Below are 17,742 nucleotides of genomic sequence, written 5' to 3'. Positions count from 1 at the left end.
TCAATGGCCAGCATCGATGTCGTCATCCCCTCCTATCAATATGGCCACTATCTGCGCGATTGCGTGAAAAGTGTTCTGGAGCAGGATGTCAAACAAATACGTGTTCTCATCATCGACAATGCATCGACGGACGGCAGCGCAGAGATTGCGCACCAGCTTGCCGCAGAGGACCCAAGAGTCAGCGTTATTGCACATACCGTTAATCGTGGCCCGCATGCCTCCTTCAACGAGGGGATCGACTGGGCTACGGCGGATTACTTTTTACTCCTTTTCGCCGATGACGTATTGGTCCCGGGGTCCCTCTCCCGCGCCATCTCAATTATGGAAGAGAATCCGGACATCAGCTTTACCTATGGGCGCGCCGCTGCCCTTTATGGAGACGCGCACGTCAGCTCCCTTCACATCCCGCTTCAAAAAGCATACTGGCGGGTCATCGACGGTCTGGCCTTCATCGAACGATTTTGTCGCACCGCTGTATTCCACGTTCCTGGCTCCACTCTCGTGGTCAGGACATCTGTTCAGAAGGAGGTGGGGCATTATCGCGCCGAGCTGCCGCATTCTGACGATTATGATGTCTGGTTCCGCTTGGCTTGTCGCGGCCGCGTGGCCGAGACCGACGCAATTCAGGGAATCCTGCGGCATCATGGCTCTAACCGCTCCACAATCCTCGCGAAAGTCCATGTTTGGCACCTCATCCATACGGAGAAAGCGGTAGACTGCTTCTTCTCCAATGACGGTGCCCAGCTTCCTCATGCACCCGATCTGCTTCGCATGGCTAGGCGCAGCTTGGCCGAGCGGGCTTACTGGTCGGCTGTTTCCAACCTGGTACGCGGACGCCTACGGGATTGTCTTGCACTGTCGCGGTTCGCCATTAGCCGCCGACCGGCGACTTTGCTTGTTCCTCCTATCAGCTATCTCCTCAGAAGAGAGGATTCCTTGGTGAGAATTCGGCATATCGCCGCCAGCTTTCTTTCTCAGCTGCGAACGTCCATTTCACACACCGAGCTTCAGAACTGATTTTCCCTCCGGGCTTCCTCTAACGGAGCACACACAAGCTGAACTTCGATCTACGTTCTCTCCTTAAGGTGGATATAGCGCTCCGTTCGGTCGAGAAGGGCAGCCGAAAAGCGGAGAGCAACATTCCCGGCTCGCGAAGTAGACTCGATTTGAGCTTTCCCTTCGTGAGCCATGCCGCAGGCTAGGGTGCGTTGGCACCCATGCCGTGAGGGGCGGCACATGTCCAGGGAACAATCATGGTTGAAGCAAGATGCAGCCTCACCTGACCCACTTCTTGAATGCATTCCTCCTCACGGTGGTGATGATCCTGATGTTGGAGCGAGCCGCCTTTCGCGTGGGCCTCGTCGACCGCCCATCGGCGAGAAAGATCCATCAACGTCATGTTCCCCTCGTCGGCGGTCTGGCCATGTTCGCCTCCTTCTTGGTCGCCTCAATTCTCGTGGATGATTCCCAGAGGGCCCCATGGAGCTTCCTCGCCGGCGCAGGCGCTCTCGTTGTTTTGGGAGCACTGGACGATGCCCTCGACATCCCTGCTATCGTAAAGCTCGTCTTCCAGATTATTACGGCTGCCGTCATCATTGTTCCCAATCAGCATGTCATCGCTAGCCTGGGCGATATCTTCGGAGAAGGTCCGATTGAACTTCGCCTTCTCGCTATTCCCTTCACCCTTGTGTTCGTGATCGGCTTGGTTAATGCCTTCAATTTGCTTGATGGCATCGACGGCGTTGCAGGCGGGTCAGCCGCATGCGCCTTCTTTTGGCTGTCAGTCATAGCATCGTCCAAAGGCCAGAACGGCATCACCGTCCCTCTGTTGCTGCTTCTCTCTGCAACCCTCGGCTTCTTGGCGTTCAACATGCGCCACCCCTGGTGTCACCAAGCCCGCGTGTTCATGGGCGATGCAGGTAGCACGATGCTGGGCGCAGGAGTGGCTTTCTTCACGATCGCAATCGCGAATCGATCTGCAGGAGATGTGAGCTTTCCTGCCCTGCTCTGGCTTTTCGCCGTTCCCGCTCTCGATACGATTAGCCTAATTGTTCGCAGGCTCTGGGCAGGGCGAAGCCCCTTCTCCGCCGATCGTCAGCATCTTCATCATCTGCTCCTTGAGAGTGGAGCAACGCCGGGACAAGCCAGTGTGATCGTTGTGGCCCTCTGCGCCTTGCTTGGATCCATCGGAACGGCCGGGGCCATTTATGGTGCACCAGACAGTCTGATGACTTGGGGCCTCTTAATGCCAGTCACATTGCACACTTGGTTCGTCCTCTTGAGGTCGACCGCGCGAAACTCCGCACCCCTGGTGAATGCACGCGCTCTTGACGTCTCCACGCCACCGAAGGGACATCAGACATGAAGTTCGCCTACTTCGCATTTCCACACGCAGGGGGAACATATTCAGTTTTCCGCAACCTGCGGCATGGGCTTTCTGGATTCGGTGTTGAACTGTGTTGGTTAGCTGCAGGCGAGGCGGCCATAAAAGCTTCGACATTACCTCAATGGGCTGGCGAACAAGAATGCGGATCCGCCGTCGGCCACGAGCAAGATCCTGAGGTTGAGATCGCTAAGGCAATTGTCACAACATTGGAAACGCAAGCGTTTTCTGGCGTTTTCATCAACGTCCTTGGCAGTCAGGTTGAGACGAATATTGCTCGTTATCTGCCCGCGCATCTCTTAAGAGTGATGGTCGTTCACAACATCACTCCTGCCACCTATGCGGCAGCGCGGTCAATTCGAGAACATGTCCATGCCACGGTTTGCGTATCGCCAAGGATCCAAGCGGACCTCGTCAGTAAGTACCGCTTCGATCCCGAATGGACAGTCACCATTCCTAATGGCGTTAATTTAGATATCGTCGACAGATCTAAGAGCCAGAAGAATAAGCCCGGAATTCAAGCTCTTTTCCTTGGCAGGATCGAGGACCAAGCGAAAGGAGTACTATGGCTACCGGAGATCTTGCGCCGACTCCCCGAGGACGTTCGACTTACCGTTGCGGGTGATGGGCCCGATTTGCCACGTCTTCTGAAGAAATCCTCTGATCTAGACAAACGGGTAAAAATTCTTGGCTCGGTACCACCGGCGCAAGTTGGGAAGCTCCTGTCAGAGCACGACGTTTTTCTCATGCCGTCGAGGTTTGAGGGATATCCTATGGCGCTCATTGAAGCAATGGCTGCAGGATGTGTCCCGATTGCCTCACAGATCAGCGGCGTCACGAGCGCCATCATAACCAACGGGGTGGACGGTTTTCTGTTCCCTATCGGAGATATCCGAACGGCTGCGATGGGTATCAGAGAACTGAGGGAGCATCCCGAGCGGCTTATTTCGATGTCCCAGCAGGCGCAAACAAAGGCGCGAGGCGTCTCCAGTCTCGAGGCTATGTCGAATGCGTACTGGGAAATAATCAGACGCTTGGTCCGGGATCCTCCAAAGACTGCACGTCCACTTCTTATTCAGGACTGGTCCATGGCTGATGGCCTAAAACCTGGTTTGAGAACATATCTCCCTATTCCCGTTAAAAACTTTCTCCGCATTACAAGAGAGCGCTTCCTCGCATGAAAGATCTCATGGCTTCGTCGGTGATCCTGTCCTCGGATGACACAGAGCAGGTGGAACGTTACCCCTCAAGCCCGCATTCTCTCACTAACCGTGCCGCACGCGTGGTCTGGAGCATCGTGTGGCTACTTCTGTTTCGCCCGACCCCGAAGATCCTGCACGGATGGCGCAGGTTCCTCCTGCGCTTATTCGGGGCCCGCATTAACCCAAGCGCAAAGGTGTACCCGTCAGTTAAGATCTGGGCTCCCTGGAACCTTGAGATGGGATACGAGAGTTGCCTTTCGGCTCATGTGGATTGCTATTCCGTCGACAAGATAAAATTAGGCGCGCTCTCGGTCGTCAGCCAGTATACCTTCATTTGCACAGCAAGCCACGACATTGACTACCTGCATTTGCCTCTGACGACCGCGCCAATCACCATTGATGCTCGCGCTTGGGTGGCAGCCGACGTTTTCGTGGGACCGGGCGTGACCGTTGGGCGCGGAGCAGTCATAGGAGCCCGCTCGACTGTCGTGAAGGATGTTCCACCATGGAGCGTCGTGGCAGGAAACCCTGCTAGGCTCGTGCGCACACGTACCCTAGTATCGCCACGAGACGAGATACAGCGGGCGCATTAATGAGCATTTCGAACCTTAGGCCAGTGACTCGCTGCCAGCACAATCTCGATGTAGGATGGCACAATTGATGCGCCATGCCCTTGACATGACCCGCAGGAGATATTGCGCTTGGATATGGCTGCTCACCGCTCTACCGTTTATACCGATTGCGGGAACTCTCCTTTATGGAGTTCTTATCCTAATTGCAGAGCCGCTCTTATGGATCAAAGCAGCACCGCGGCCCGTAGATGCTATCGTGGTGCTCGGAGGCGATGGCCCGCGACGTGCTGAGAGAGCGGCTCAACTGTACAAAGAAGGCTTCGCCCCTCTTATCTTCGTCATCGGGAACGGGGATTGCCTGCACATCGCGCTCGCCATAGTCAATGCGGGGGTGCCTGCTCCCAAGATCGGCGTCGAATGCAAATCAAGCAGCACTTGGGAGAACGCGCTCTTTTCTGCACAGATGATGGCGCATATGCACGTTCGCTCTGCCATTATTGTCACAAGCTGGTTTCATACGCGCCGATCTCTGGCGAGCTTCCAATCGGTTTCTCCCGATATTGCATGGCTTCCAGTGGGAGTACTGCCTGATGCCAGACTCGTCGACTTGGCAATAAGTCGGGACGGATGGGCCGTCCTCCTAGAATATCTCAAAATTGCTGGCTACGCCTTGACGTATAACCTCGATTCCTTCGGCGTGTCACTTCCTGAGCAGGATGGTCTTTGCCAAAGCAGTCGAACCGTCAGCGCATCCTTCGCCAATCGGCCGACGTAAGAAGGACTGGGCATGGAGTTTCTGCTTTTCGCCGCATTCCTCACCATCTGCCTAGCATTTCTTGCTCATGGCCTGGTGCAACGCAGCGGCATTTATGAGTATCCATTCCTCGCAGGAGCTACATTCCTAGGCTTCGTTGGACCGCAGCTTCCAAGTATTATTGAGGATCGCTTTCTCCCTGTCGGTGCGGTCACGAGGATGCTCGTCGTCACTATTCTTTGTCTAGCCATGTGCGGACTTGGCTGGGCAGCGGGCCGCCGTCCTTTCCAGCGATCATTCAAATGGCAGCTGGCCGAGACACGCCTTCTCTGGGCAGCCGTTGGCCTTTCGGCATTCGGGGCCTTCTTCTTCTTCAAGATCAGCCGTCTTCCGGAAGAGATCCGAAACACCAACACGCCAAGCGGTATTCTGACTATCTATTTGTTCTTCTCTCGTATGATGGTCTATGGCTTTGCGGTCGCGGTCCTTTGCTGCGTCAGGAGATTCTCGCTGACGGCGATCATCATCATCGTCATCGATACAGTCTTCCTTGTAGATCGCATTCTTGCCTCGGGAAAGCGCACTGAGCTCACTGAATTTGTGCTCGCGCTCCTGCTTGCCACTTTCTTTCAACGCCGCATCGTTGTACCGAAAGTACTCTTTCTGTCAGCTGCACTTGTTGCTGGAGTAGCCTTGACGAGCGTCGAGTTCTATCGGGAGCATTCACGGGGGCCAGGCGGTGTCGATTGGAAGGCGGTCACTCAGATCGACATTCTTGGAAACTTCGAGGCGCTTCTCGACAAGGGTGGGCCGGAAGTTCGCAATGCGACTCTGCGTATTCACTTTATCAATGAGAGTCAGGCATTCGATTATGGCCTCACACATTGGAATTTGATGGTCTATTCATTTGTTCCCGCTCAGCTCGTCGGCCAAACCGTCAAAAACAAGTTGTACATCCGTCTCCCGGATCAGATCGACCGCTTTTATTCCCCGGGCTACGGGACAACCGAAACTGCCATGGCAGATGCCTTTGCATCGTTTGGGTACTTAGGGGCGCTGAAGCTCTTCTTGATATCTTATCTATTGAGTCGCCTTTACCATACAGCTCTTGAAGGCTTCGCCCTGCCGCAGATAGTATACATACTGAGCATCACACCTGCTATGACATCGATCACGCACCAGACACAGTGGATCTTTACAGCGTGGATTCAGATGGCGTTTCTCCTGATTCCCTTCCTTTTTCTAGCGCGCGTCCGACAATCCAGGGGACCCGTTGGTGCTGTGTTTCTTCAGCGAAGACATGCTTCTTGATGATGAACAAGAGGCTACGGAGTCTGGACTACCGGTCGGTTCGCGCTACCGCTTATGAATGAGAGGCCATCATCCGATGCGCTCTCGAAAGCAGACCTTCCACAGTTTACCCTAACTATAAATGGGTCAATGTGCACTTGAGCCAACGCTTAAAAGGATGCTCCCGATGCAAAACGAGGCGTCAGTTTCTGTCAACCTGCACTATAACCAGACATACTTTGCTGAGCAACGGAATTGTGGCGAGTATTCTGCCCTCATTGACATCTTCAAGTTCTGTTCGGAGGTTCGCCCGACGGATCACATCATCGATTTTGGGTGCGGTGGCGGATATATGCTCGGCAACTTATCTGCCAGAGATAAGATTGGCATCGAAGTCAATGACAGCGCCGCTTCGGTAGCCAGAAGTAGAGGTATAAAAGTTGTACCGAGTCTCGACGACGTTGAAGACGGATGGGCAGATGTCATTATCTCACATCATGCTCTCGAACATGTTGACGATCCCTTAGGAGTTGTTCGTGCCATGAAAATGAAGTTGCGATCGGGAGGAAAAGTGGTGCTCGTCACACCTGTCGAGTCTTATCGGCGCCGCTTCGTCGAGGAGGATTTCAACTTCCACCTGTTCACCTGGTCCCCCAGCAATCTGGGGAACCTATTAAAACGCGCTGGCTTCGAGAAGATTGATGCCGCTCCCCTTCATCACCGGTGGCCCCCCTATTGGTATATCCTAAAGAATGTTCTAGGACAGCGTCTCATGCACGTTCTGTGCCTTGTCCATGGAAGGCTGCGCACTGATATCAGCCAAGTCAGAATTATCGCCTATAAGGCGTAGAGGTGGGCTTTTGGCAACTCGCTGCCGCTGGGCGTGATACAAAGTCTGTCAATTGCCGACTCGATCGTGCCCCAAACAACACAATCCGAACCGCAGAATCGACGCATGACATTGGCCCCTTGCTCGGTCACCGCCATCATCCTCACATACAATGAGGAAAACCATATTGCTCGATGCATCAAAAGCCTTGCGGACGTCGTCGCACGCGTAGTTGTCGTCGATAGCTACTCTACAGATCGCACATTAGAAATCGCTCGCAACCTGGGCGCCGACATTTTCCAGAACCCTTGGACGAACCACGCTACGCAGTTTCAGTGGGGGCTCGACAACGTCACCGTTAATACTGAATGGACGATGCGTATTGATGCCGACGAATACTTGGAGCCGGAATTGCGCGATAGCATCCGACGTTTCCTCCCGCTGTCCGGAAATGTGAATGCGGTTCACTTTCGCCGCAAGATGGTTTTTCTCGGAAGGCCCATCACTCACGGCCGGATCTATCCGACCTTGGTGCTCCGCCTCTGGCGTACGGGGCACGGCCGGATGGAACAGCGCTGGATGGATGAACATGTAATTGTTGAGAGCCCGGTGACAGCCACCCTCGATGGAGACTTAGTTGATGAGAATCTCAATGATCTTGGATGGTGGACGGCAAAGCATGCGGGCTATGCCACGCGGGAGGTTTACGATCTTATTGCTAGTTACGAGACGGAACGCCACACCTCTTCGGCCAAGGCGCTCACCGGCCAGGCACGTCGCAAGCGCTTCCTGAAGGAATACTTATATGCTCCCCTCCCCTCAGTTCTGCGCAGTACGCTATATTTTCTCTACCGTTACTTTATCGGGCTCGGGTTTCTCGATGGTAAGGCTGGATTTTATTTCCATTTTCTGCAGGCATACTGGTATCGTACGCTAGTCGATGCAAAACTCTACGAACTCGAGCGTCGGGCTGCGGCGTTGGGCCTTCCGCCCTACCAGCTCTTGGTGCGCGAGCGTGTATTCAGCGAGACGCCGAGTGGCGAGAGCATCATTCACGAACCACGAAAGAGCTGCTCGCACCAACGCCGCCCTGATCTGAAGCGTGACCCTACAGAGTGTGCGTGACGGGACTCACGAGATCCGATCAGAGGGACTTGGCATTACTATCGCAAACATCCACGGTGTTCGGCCGCTCTGCCTGCCCGAGAAGCCAGCGGTAGACTTGCTCAAAATGCTCTGCAACCCTATCCCAATTGAACGTATCTGCCACCAGCTGGGCTCCCGCTTTTCCCATGCGCTGGAGCTCTTCAGGGCGCAGGGCGAAGAGCCTTGTAAGGCCTTGGGTGATACTTTCGATATCCGTACCGATGTGAAGCGCTGCTCCTCGTTCGAAACCTTCTGGGAGATTGCAGTCCGATGTGATCAGGGCGGGTAAAGAATAGGCCCAGGCCTCGAGGACCGCCATGGGCTGTCCTTCGCTAACGGATGGCAGAATGAATGCATCCGATGCCTGCAGAGTTGCATCCTTATCATTACCATACTGCGGCCCGATGAAGTGGACCCGCTCTTCAAGGGATAGGCTCTTTACCAACTCAGCCAGCTCCCGCACATAGTTGTCTTCCCCGCTACCGGCAATCACTATATGCCAGTCATTTTTCTCGGCTATAGCGGATCTAAAAACCCCATTGCAAGCAGGAATGAGTTTCGAAAGACCTTTTTTAGGATGCACTCGCCCGAGGAAAAGAAGAACTTTGGCACGGGTCGGTAATGCAAAACGCCATTGTGGAGATGGAAGCAGCGGTACAGCCGATTCCGCTCCGTTCGGTATGACACAAACCGGATTCCGCAATCCATAGGCCCGAATCGCCTCAAGCTCCTGCTGACACAGCGCATGGAGACATGAGGCTTGCTTTAGGTGGTCGGCCTCGAAGAGTCGCTCCGCAATGCACTTTTTCCAGCGGCTGTTTTGCAACGCCCACAGATCAAGCATGCCATGAGGACTGACAATGTAAGGCGCACCGCTCCGTTTCGCCCAGTTCATGGCTGCGACGGATTGATACATCCAAAGCCCATGCACATGCAGAAGATCGAGCGCTTTACCCTGCAGAGCACTTGGAAGGGTTGGCGAATAGCCGAAAATCCTTGGCCCGTGGACCTGCGTCAAGGTCAACGGAACATCCGGCCAGCCTTGTAGAGCTGATAGGCTATTCGCTTCGTGAAGGCTGAAGATCTCAACGTTCATTTGCGCAGACCGATGCAGCCTTCGGCTCAAGGACCGGATCACCACTGCCGGTCCCCCGCTTCCCGCCGAGAGCGAGCCAATCAGCATGCCAACTTTCACAGGCGCCTGTACAGGCATCTGATCGACTCGGTCCGGGGTAAGCGCTGCTCTCGTGGTCTGGCTATACGGACGCATTGATTGGCTCCGAGCTGATGGCTGCGGTAAGGCGGCGCCCGTAATTGTCCAGATCATAGCTTTGGGCGTGAGCTGCCGCATTGACTGACATGGCGACTCGTAGCTCCTCGTCGTAGGCAAGGACGCGAATGGCTTGCGCAATCGCATCAACGTCGCGGATCGGGACGACGTATCCGTCGACGCCATGCCGCACGACTGTACCCGTGTTCAGTGTCGTGATCACCGGCAAGCTGGCAGCCAGCGCCTCGTAGACGACCGTCGCGGAACCTTCGCAGATCGACGGCAGCAGGAACACGTCGGCCCATTCGTAGTGTTCAAGGATTTTCGACCGAGGCACTGCCCCCCTCAAGTCAACTATTGATGAAAGTACAGACTGCATCTCGGGGCGGAGGCTACATATGCCCACCATGCGGAACTCTGCAATTCCCTTGGTCAATCGAGCGGCTTGCATCACGTAAGGCGTCCCCTTGCGCAGACCGACCTCTCCGATCGTCAGAACACGTAGGGGTGCTTCACGCCGTAGTTTGGGCGGCAGCTTGAACGAGGACCCTACCCCGTAAGGAACCACCACGCACCGATCGACTGGCCCGCCTTGGCGGGCAATGCTCTGGCGAACGAAACTTGAACCACAGAGAACGACGTCTGCAGCATTCCACTCGGCTGCTTCGAGAGCATTGTATTCTGCAATGCTCGCGTCGAATCCGATACGCTCCTGCCATTCGGGAAAACGATCCTGCTCCTCGTCAAAAAGCTGGCTTACGATGCTACGTGGCGCATTCGTCTGTTCGACGATCGTCCGCAATCCTGCCGCACGGGCAGCTTCCAGCACCCCCAAGCATTCCCCGCTATAGCCGAAGATGGCCCTCGCCCTGCCAAACCCACCCTGGGTTACCAGTTCAGAAAAGACCCGGCCGGACCAGATTTCCACGGCCGTCCGCTGCGCCAATGTCTTGGCGCTTGCACGCCTGGCAGCGCATTCGATTCCGAACCGAGAGAAGCTGGTTATTTTCTCCGGCGGTATGCCATTGGGAAGCCGCCCAACAAGCCTGCTGAGGGCGCGAGGGCGCAGGCTCGCTGGGATCGCGCTAAGCGCTCGCGGCCATCCTTTCGATGCGCAGATATCCGTGTAGAGATGCTCTAATCGCCCTTGAGCATGGAGGACACGTGGAACCGCATAATGCATACGGGCTCCGAGCTGACTGACGATGACGTTGCTTCTCACTGGCCGAACTCCTGCCGCGGAGAGGATATCGGCCGCTTTGATGAGTGTGAATGCAGATCGTTCAGCAGCTTCGCCCAATCTGCGAGTCCGCGGGTCTCGCTGAACTCCGACTCGAACAGTGCTCTCGCCCGTGTTCCCATCGCTCTCCTTAGCGGCTCGGACGCAGCGAGTCTGAGAATCTCTCGCTCGAGATGCGCTCCATCTCCGATGTTGATGGCAGCGCCGCAATCCGCACGGGTGATGATCCGAGCGATTTCTCCCTCCTCATGTCCGATAAAGAGAGTCGGCCTTCCTGCTGCAGCAATGCCATAGAACTTGCTAGGGATGATGTAGGGTTCCATCTCCGGCAAAAGCGACACGAGGTGGATATCCGAAGTCGCAAGGCTGTCGGACAGGCGCTCCCGCGGTTGCAGAGGTTTCATCAGGATATTTTGTAGCCCTAGGCGCTCGACTTCACATTCGATCCATTTCTTGTGGTACCCACTACCCACGAAGAGAAAGACAATATCCGAGCGATGGGAAAGGCGCTTCGCTGTATCGAGCACCGTAGCAAACTCATGAGCCCGGCCCATGTTGCCGGAATAGCCGATGACGACCTTATCCTGCAGCCCCCATTCTTGACGCAGCTTGCTGTCGCGCGGTTCCGTTGGCGTGATGGCTTCTCCATCGGACCAGCCAAGGATTACTTTCCGCTGATCCGGAAGGATTCCCCTGGCTCCAAGATACTCGGCCATCTTGCCGGTCACAGGAATGTTCATGTCCGTCCAACGGAACGAAGCATCACGGAGCCACAAAGCGATCCGGGACCCGATGCTCTCCTTCCGCAATAGGCCTAAATCAATAGCGACCTCAGGAAATAGATCCATGATCCAGTTGATCTGCTTCGCGCCCCTCGCCAGCGTCGGAAGAAGAACGCTCACTGACAAGAGAGGCGGATCGGTACAGACAATGCATACGTCGTCCCGACGGCACAGGCGAAGCAGTTCACACATCACTGCCAAGTGAAAGGTGAGATAATCGAGGGCACGACCAATCAGGCCAGCTCGGCCGAACCGGGTTGTCCAGATACGGTGGATTGTAATACCGGCCAGGGCCTCTCGCTTTGCCATGACACGGCTTGGATCGTCATGGTGGACACGTCCTGTAACGATATGGATCGGTCCATGACTGCTCCGGGCAAGCCCATGGGCGAGACTTGTCACCATCCGACTGGTCGCCGACTCGTCTGGGTAGAAGTACCGGTTTACAAGTATGATCTTCATCGCCCTGCCTGAGCTGGAAACGTCTTGAAAGCTGACGCGGGCTCCATTCTCTAAACGCAGAGCGGTACGGACTAGGTTGGCAATGGTGGTAGGCGGGATATCTAAGAGCAGGCGGCTCCCCCCTTCGCCATTTGTCATCCCGCCATGCCCTCCCCATCTGGTTGCGCCATCCCCCAGAGGGTGATCATCCAATTTCAGCACTCCCGAACGGGGGGACCCGCGGTACGATCGGAGATGTTTGGAAGCATTCACATGATAGATTGCCTTTCCTTCGGTCCCGTCGCGAGCCACCGTCCAGCTCAATCATGCCGGAGCTTCGCATGAGCGCACAAAACTATCGTTCGCAGGCTTTCGAGCAGATGAAAGCTCTGGCTCATCACATGATACCTGGCGGCTGCCACACCTACGCCAAGGGTGACGACCAGTATCCGGTTTTGGCGCCCGGCTTCATCGCCCGAGGCCTCGGATGTAGGGTCTGGGACTTGGACGACCGCGAATATATTGAATACGGCATGGGGAATCGCGCCGTAGGTCTTGGGCATGCCTACCCTCCCGTGATTGAAGCGGCACAACGTGAGCTGGCGCGCGGATGCAATTTCACCCGCCCATCGCCGCTGGAGGTTCAGTGTGCCGACCAGTTCCTAAGGCTTATCGAAGGCGCCGAAATGGTGAAATTCAGTAAGGACGGGTCTGATGCGACGTCTGGAGCAATGCGCTTGGCACGAGCCTATACCGGGCGCGATCTCATCGCATGCTGCAGCGATCACCCGTTCTTCTCGACAGACGATTGGTTCATCGGCACAACCGCCATGAATGCGGGAATCCCACAGGCTATCCGCGATCTCACCCTCTCGTTCCGCTATAACGATATGGAGAGTGCAAGAGCACTCTTTGACCAGCATCCCAACCAAATTGCAGCTCTCATCCTGGAACCGGCCCGCGCCGATGAGCCGGACCCTGGCTATCTTCATGCTTTGCAGAGCCTGTGTCACGCTAACGGGGCACTTCTGATCTTGGATGAAATGATTACGGGCTTCCGTTGGCATGCTCGCGGCGCCCAGAATCTCTATGGCGTCACCCCGGATCTATCCTGCTTCGGCAAGGCGCTTGCCAATGGTTTCTCCGTTTCTGCCCTCGCCGGGAGGCGGGAGATTATGCGTCTGGGCGGACTCGTACATTCGGATCGCCCACGCGTTTTTCTTCTCTCCACAACACATGGCGCGGAGACGCACGCGCTTGCTGCAGCCATTGCGACAATGCACGTCTATGAGAGCGAGCCAGTCATTGAGCATTTAGTTCGCTGCGGTACTCGCCTGAAATCAGGAATCAACGAGATTGTATCCAGACGAGGGCTAAACGAGCACTTCAAGGTTGCCGGACGACCCTCGAGCCTGCTCTACACTGCCCTCGACTCGCTTGGAGCGCCATCACAGGCCTATAGAAGCCTGTTCCTCCAGGAGATGGCACAGCAGCATGTGCTCGCACCATCTTTCGTCGTCAGCTATTCCCATACGGACGCAGATATCGATTTGACGCTCGAGGCTGTTGACGCTGCGCTGGAGGTTTATGCCCGCGCGCTCGACTCAGGCGTTGAGCGTTTCCTCGTCGGAAGGCCATCGGAAGTGGTCTACCGGCGCTATAATCGTCCGGATGCGGAGAAAGAATTCAAGGCTTCTACATCGATATCTCTTAACGGAACATAGCAGAGGATGGCGATGACTGTTCTTAATCTCGCCAGAAGATGCTCATCGTTGTCCGCTTTGATGTTCGCCGTGTTTGTCGCGTCATTCTTCAATGGAAGCGCGCGCAGCATGGGAGATGTGCACTTTCCGTTGCATGTAGAGCCTGGCAAACATTATCTTTCTGACGCATCCGGCAAACCATTCCTGATCCAGGGCGATTCAGCTTGGTCACTGATCGCACAGCTGACGCGAGAGGAAGCAGAGCAGTATCTGGCAGATAGGAAAGCCCGGGGCTTCAACACCCTTCTGGTATCCCTGATCGAGCATCAATTCGCCACCAATGCGCCTGCCAATGCTTATCATGAACGGCCCTTTCGGAACCCGGGTGACTTTGCTACCCCGAACGAGCAATATTTTGCCCATTCTGATTGGGTTTTGAAGCGCGCGGCGGATTATGGCTTTCTCGTTCTTCTTGCCCCTTCCTATGTCGGAGCGGGAGGAGGCGAACAGGGCTGGTTCATGGCTATGTTGGAAAACGGCCCGGATAAGCTGCGAGCATATGGGCGCTTTCTCGGCCAAAGATACCGTGATTACAGCAACATCATATGGGTTCACGGGGGCGACGAATGCTCTTCGGAGAGAGAGCACACGAGGGCGATCGCAGAGGGAATTCGCTCTGGAGCTCAAAATGTTCTCCACACCGCACATTGCTCCCGCGATACTCCGCCGGTTGAGTTCTGGCGCGGCGAGTCGTGGCTGCAGATCAATACTTTATACACCTATGGCTCTGTTCTCGCCGGTGCGCAGCGGGAATTTAAGCGCGCGAGGCAGATGCCTTTTTTTCTCATCGAAGCTGTTTATGAGGACGAACACTCCGCCGGCGAGCAACTCGTGCGCAAGCAGGCCTATCAGGCTCTCCTGTCGGGCGCAGCAGGCCAAGTCTTCGGCAACAACCCAATCTGGCATTTTGGATCGGGAGGCCTCTATCCCGCACCAGCCACGTGGAAGGACGCCTTAAGCGGACGCGGGTCGCTGAGTATGTCTTACCTTGCCGCACTCTTTGATGAGCTACCTTGGTGGAATCTTGAGCCAGACAGCGCAGGCAACTTTCTAAGAGGGGAGCAAAGCAGCGTAGGAGATCCGCCGTTTGCGGCTATCACAAATGATCATACGCTTGCAATCGTATATACTTCTAATCGCAGAGCAATCACGGTAGATCTCGCTCGTCTCGCGGGTAAGCACCTCATCGCGCGGTGGTTCGACCCGGCGGCAGGAACCTTTTCCGGACCCCTCAATGTCCCGTCTGCCCCTGTTGGACCTACAATTTTTCAACCGGCCAGCCGAAACAGCTCAGGCACAACTGATTGGGTCCTTATCGTGGAGACCTCTCCATGAAACGATTTCGCGTGCTTTTCTTTCCGTCCATTAAGCGATTGCGCACGAAGCATAAACGGCTCTTACGCACAAGAATCGGCCTCTTCGGAATATTCGGTGCCGGCAATGCAGGTAATGACGGGTCTCTCGAGACGATGCTCCTCTTTCTTCGCCAAGCGCGGCCGGAGGCGGAACTCGTCTGTATATGCACTAATCCTGGTCGGGTTCACAAAAGCCTTGGTGTCAGAGCCCTTCCTATTGGTTTTCAGCAGCCCCGTGATCTGATTCACGCGCGCCAGAGGGGTATTTTCGGAAGGCTTTCGCGCGAGGCACGAAACTTCGTACGCGCATTCACAATCTGCCGAACGCTTGAGGCGCTCATTTTTCCGGGCACAGGTATCATTGATGACTTTGGCGAGAGCCCCTTTGGCGTTCCCGCCGCACTCCTTGGATGGTGTCTAGCAGCCAAGCTAGCAGGCACACGGATCAGTTTCGTGAGTGTTGGAGCCGGTCCAATCCGCAACTCTGTCAGCCGATTTCTCATGAAGCGCGCAATGAGGCTGGCCGATTATCGCTCTTATAGAGATCCCACTTCCAAAAACTTCATGGGGAGCATCGGACTCAATATCAGGGAAGACCAGATCTTCCCGGATATCGTCTTTAATCTTCCTACACCTGAAGTGAATCACCCGCCGTCCTTTTCAAAGCCATGGACAGTCGGCATCGGCGTCATGACCTATTATGGCTGGCGTCATGACCTTAAAAAAGGAGAAGCCATTTACAGCAACTATATTCGGAAGATGGAAAAATTCACAGCTTGGGTGCTTGATCAGGGCTACCACGTGAGAATTCTCATGGGAGATGTGGGAGACCAGAAGGCCGTTAATGATCTCCTAGCAATGCTGACAATCAGAAAAGAAAATCTTCCACCGGAGTCCATCATCGCAGAACCTATTTCAAATCTGCACGAACTCATGGAGCAAATTGAGGCAACACAGCTCATTGTAGCAACCCGCTTTCATAACATCGTCTGCGCACTCAAGCTAAACCGACCTGCCATATCAATCGGCTATTCCAAAAAGAATGACACTCTTCTCGCCGATGTAGGGTTGAGCGAGTACTGCCAGTCAATTGATACGCTTGATGTTGACGAGCTGAAGAGGCAGTTTACAAAACTGGCTGAGAGGAAAGAGTTCTATCAAGCGTCCTTGATAAAAGTGAATAGATGTTATCAATCCCGCCTCAATTGGCAGAATTCCATTCTTCTATCCCATCTCCCACAGAATGATGAAAGTATTGCCACACGGTCGGCAAAGCACCGTGACGAAGGAGCGAGCCGGATGCCTGTGAATTCAAGGCTGAACCGTGAGAGAGATCAATCTACATTAGGTGAATGAGCAATCCATGCGGTATCTCTCCAGCTTCTCCGAGGCCGGCAACCCATCTGACGTGGGACAAGCAATCTATGCTCTGGCCTCCGAACTCTATCCAATCTGCCGAAGTATTACGGGGGATGGCGTACGACAGACCCTCGCGTCTTTGTCTCAGCATATCGACCTGACCGTCCATTCCGTCCCCACAGGAACCAAGATCTTCGATTGGCAGGTTCCGAAGGAGTGGACGATACGTGATGCCTTTATCAAGAATGCGGCGGGTGAGCGCGTCGTCGATTTCAAGGCTTCGAACCTTCATGTCCTGAACTACAGCGTTCCCGTCCATGTACGAATGCCTTTGGCCGAGTTGAAGCATCACATCTTCACGCTTGCTGATCAACCGGATCTTATTCCTTACCGAACTTCGTATTATCATGAGCGCTGGGGCTTCTGCATGGCGCGTTGCCAGCTTGAAGCACTTCCAGACGGTATTTACGAGGCAGTTATCGATTCCAGCCTTGAAGATGGCCATCTGGTCTATGGCGAGTTCCTGCACAGGGGAGCAACAGGGGAAGAGTTCCTCCTATCGGCACATATTTGCCACCCGTCCCTTGCAAACGACAATTGTTCTGGACTGGCTCTTCTCACCTATCTTGCTAGGCAACTTTCGACGCGCAAGACCCGTTACAGCTACCGTTTCCTGTTTGCGCCAGGTACGATTGGGAGTATTGCTTGGCTTTCGGCCCACGAGGCGGAAGTCGACCGTATCAGGCACGGTCTCGTCGTATCGTGCGTCGGCGACGGAGGCGGTCCAACCTACAAGCGCAGCCGGCGCGGGGATTACATGATTGATCGTGCAATGTCCCACATTCTCAAGTACGAATGGCCTGCAGCGAAGATCCTGGATTTTTCACCTTATGGCTATGATGAGCGCCAGTTCTGTTCCCCAGGGTTCAATCTTCCGGTCGGGCTATTCCAGAGAAGTCAATTCGCAAGTTTCCCTGAATATCACACCTCGGCCGACGATCTGGATTTCATCAAGCCGGAGCATCTAGCCTCATCTTATGCCATCATCTTGAGCGCCATAGACCTTATTGAGAATAATCATCATCCGCTGAATCTTCTTCCAAAATGCGAGCCACAACTTGGTCGCAGAGGGCTTTTTTCGACCTTCGGAGGAGACCCTGATGGACCGGCCAAGAGCATGGCACTCCTATGGGTGCTCAATTTGGCGGACGGAGAGCATTGCCTTTTGGATATTGCGGAGCGGGCCAACATGCCGTTCAGAATCATTGCCGATGCGGCGAGTCGGCTTTATGACAAGGGGCTGATTTCCTGCGCTGACGAGAACTAAGCCTGCGCCGGTCCATTCTCGAGAGGGTG

Annotated in this window: 14 protein-coding genes and 1 pseudogene; 12 read left to right on the top strand and 3 right to left on the bottom strand. The window is 54.9% G+C overall.

All coding sequences use genetic code 11. From position 1 onward, the window contains the following. The first annotated feature begins 3 nt into the window (after positions 1-3). The 8 genes and pseudogenes from ACS5Q1_RS24250 (at position 4) to ACS5Q1_RS24215 (ending at position 8,155) form a co-directional block, all read left to right on the top strand. Positions 4-1,017, top strand: a complete 1,014-nt coding sequence (locus ACS5Q1_RS24250; RefSeq protein WP_473100572.1) for a glycosyltransferase family 2 protein — start codon at positions 4-6, stop codon at positions 1,015-1,017. A gap of 274 nt (positions 1,018-1,291) precedes the next feature. Continuing rightward, on the top strand, positions 1,292-2,365 hold the full coding sequence (locus ACS5Q1_RS24245; RefSeq protein WP_473100571.1) for an MraY family glycosyltransferase: 1,074 nt from the start codon (positions 1,292-1,294) through the stop codon (positions 2,363-2,365). Next, positions 2,362-3,564: a glycosyltransferase family 4 protein gene (locus tag ACS5Q1_RS24240; protein ID WP_473100570.1), complete on the top strand. Its 1,203-nt coding sequence runs from the start codon at positions 2,362-2,364 to the stop codon at positions 3,562-3,564. The genes ACS5Q1_RS24245 and ACS5Q1_RS24240 overlap by 4 nt, the downstream gene beginning before the upstream one ends. Positions 3,565-4,022: 458 nt before the next feature. Then, a pseudogene (locus ACS5Q1_RS24235) lies at positions 4,023-4,136 on the top strand (antibiotic acetyltransferase); the annotation flags it as partial. Between the two features lie 109 nt (positions 4,137-4,245). After that, a complete protein-coding gene (locus tag ACS5Q1_RS24230; RefSeq protein ID WP_473100581.1) occupies positions 4,246-4,932 on the top strand; it encodes a YdcF family protein in 687 nt (228 codons plus the stop codon). A 12-nt stretch (positions 4,933-4,944) separates the two neighbouring features. Next, complete coding sequence (locus tag ACS5Q1_RS24225) at positions 4,945-6,222, top strand: hypothetical protein (RefSeq protein ID WP_473100569.1); 1,278 nt, start codon at positions 4,945-4,947, stop codon at positions 6,220-6,222. 166 nt (positions 6,223-6,388) lie between these two features. After that, positions 6,389-7,051: a class I SAM-dependent methyltransferase gene (locus ACS5Q1_RS24220; RefSeq protein WP_473100568.1), complete on the top strand. Its 663-nt coding sequence runs from the start codon at positions 6,389-6,391 to the stop codon at positions 7,049-7,051. 105 nt (positions 7,052-7,156) lie between these two features. Continuing rightward, positions 7,157-8,155 carry a glycosyltransferase family 2 protein gene (locus tag ACS5Q1_RS24215; protein WP_473100567.1) on the top strand — a complete coding sequence of 333 codons (999 nt, stop codon included), beginning with the start codon at positions 7,157-7,159 and terminating at the stop codon, positions 8,153-8,155. A gap of 19 nt (positions 8,156-8,174) precedes the next feature. Here ACS5Q1_RS24215 and ACS5Q1_RS24210 read toward each other — a convergent pair whose 3' ends face one another. The 3 genes from ACS5Q1_RS24210 to ACS5Q1_RS24200 form a co-directional block, all read right to left on the bottom strand. Continuing rightward, a complete protein-coding gene (locus tag ACS5Q1_RS24210; RefSeq protein ID WP_473100566.1) occupies positions 8,175-9,359 on the bottom strand; it encodes a glycosyltransferase in 1,185 nt (394 codons plus the stop codon). 73 nt (positions 9,360-9,432) lie between these two features. Next, positions 9,433-10,668, bottom strand: a complete 1,236-nt coding sequence (locus ACS5Q1_RS24205) for a glycosyltransferase family 4 protein (protein WP_473100565.1) — start codon at positions 10,666-10,668, stop codon at positions 9,433-9,435. After that, entirely contained in the window at positions 10,665-12,221 is a 1,557-nt protein-coding gene (locus ACS5Q1_RS24200; protein WP_473100564.1) for a glycosyltransferase family 4 protein, read from the bottom strand. Before ACS5Q1_RS24200 ends, ACS5Q1_RS24205 begins: the two co-directional genes overlap by 4 nt. Positions 12,222-12,250: 29 nt before the next feature. Here ACS5Q1_RS24200 and ACS5Q1_RS24195 point away from each other — a divergent pair, with 29 nt between their 5' ends. The 4 genes from ACS5Q1_RS24195 to ACS5Q1_RS24180 are packed head-to-tail and all read left to right on the top strand — an operon-like array spanning position 12,251 to position 17,713. Further along, complete coding sequence (locus ACS5Q1_RS24195) at positions 12,251-13,633, top strand: glutamate-1-semialdehyde 2,1-aminomutase (protein ID WP_473100563.1); 1,383 nt, start codon at positions 12,251-12,253, stop codon at positions 13,631-13,633. Between the two features lie 12 nt (positions 13,634-13,645). After that, positions 13,646-15,007, top strand: coding sequence for a glycoside hydrolase family 140 protein (locus ACS5Q1_RS24190; RefSeq protein WP_473100562.1), 1,362 nt, complete (start codon positions 13,646-13,648; stop codon positions 15,005-15,007). Further along, positions 15,004-16,383, top strand: a complete 1,380-nt coding sequence (locus ACS5Q1_RS24185; RefSeq protein ID WP_473100561.1) for a polysaccharide pyruvyl transferase family protein — start codon at positions 15,004-15,006, stop codon at positions 16,381-16,383. The genes ACS5Q1_RS24190 and ACS5Q1_RS24185 overlap by 4 nt, the downstream gene beginning before the upstream one ends. Before the next feature lie 7 nt (positions 16,384-16,390). Continuing rightward, positions 16,391-17,713 carry a DUF4910 domain-containing protein gene (locus ACS5Q1_RS24180; protein WP_473100560.1) on the top strand — a complete coding sequence of 441 codons (1,323 nt, stop codon included), beginning with the start codon at positions 16,391-16,393 and terminating at the stop codon, positions 17,711-17,713. Positions 17,714-17,742 lie beyond the last annotated feature (29 nt).

It is taken from the genome of Microvirga sp. GN3, assembly GCF_055792825.1.
Note: the sequence above shows the minus strand (reverse complement) of the source record. Positions and strands in the feature narration are given on the sequence as shown.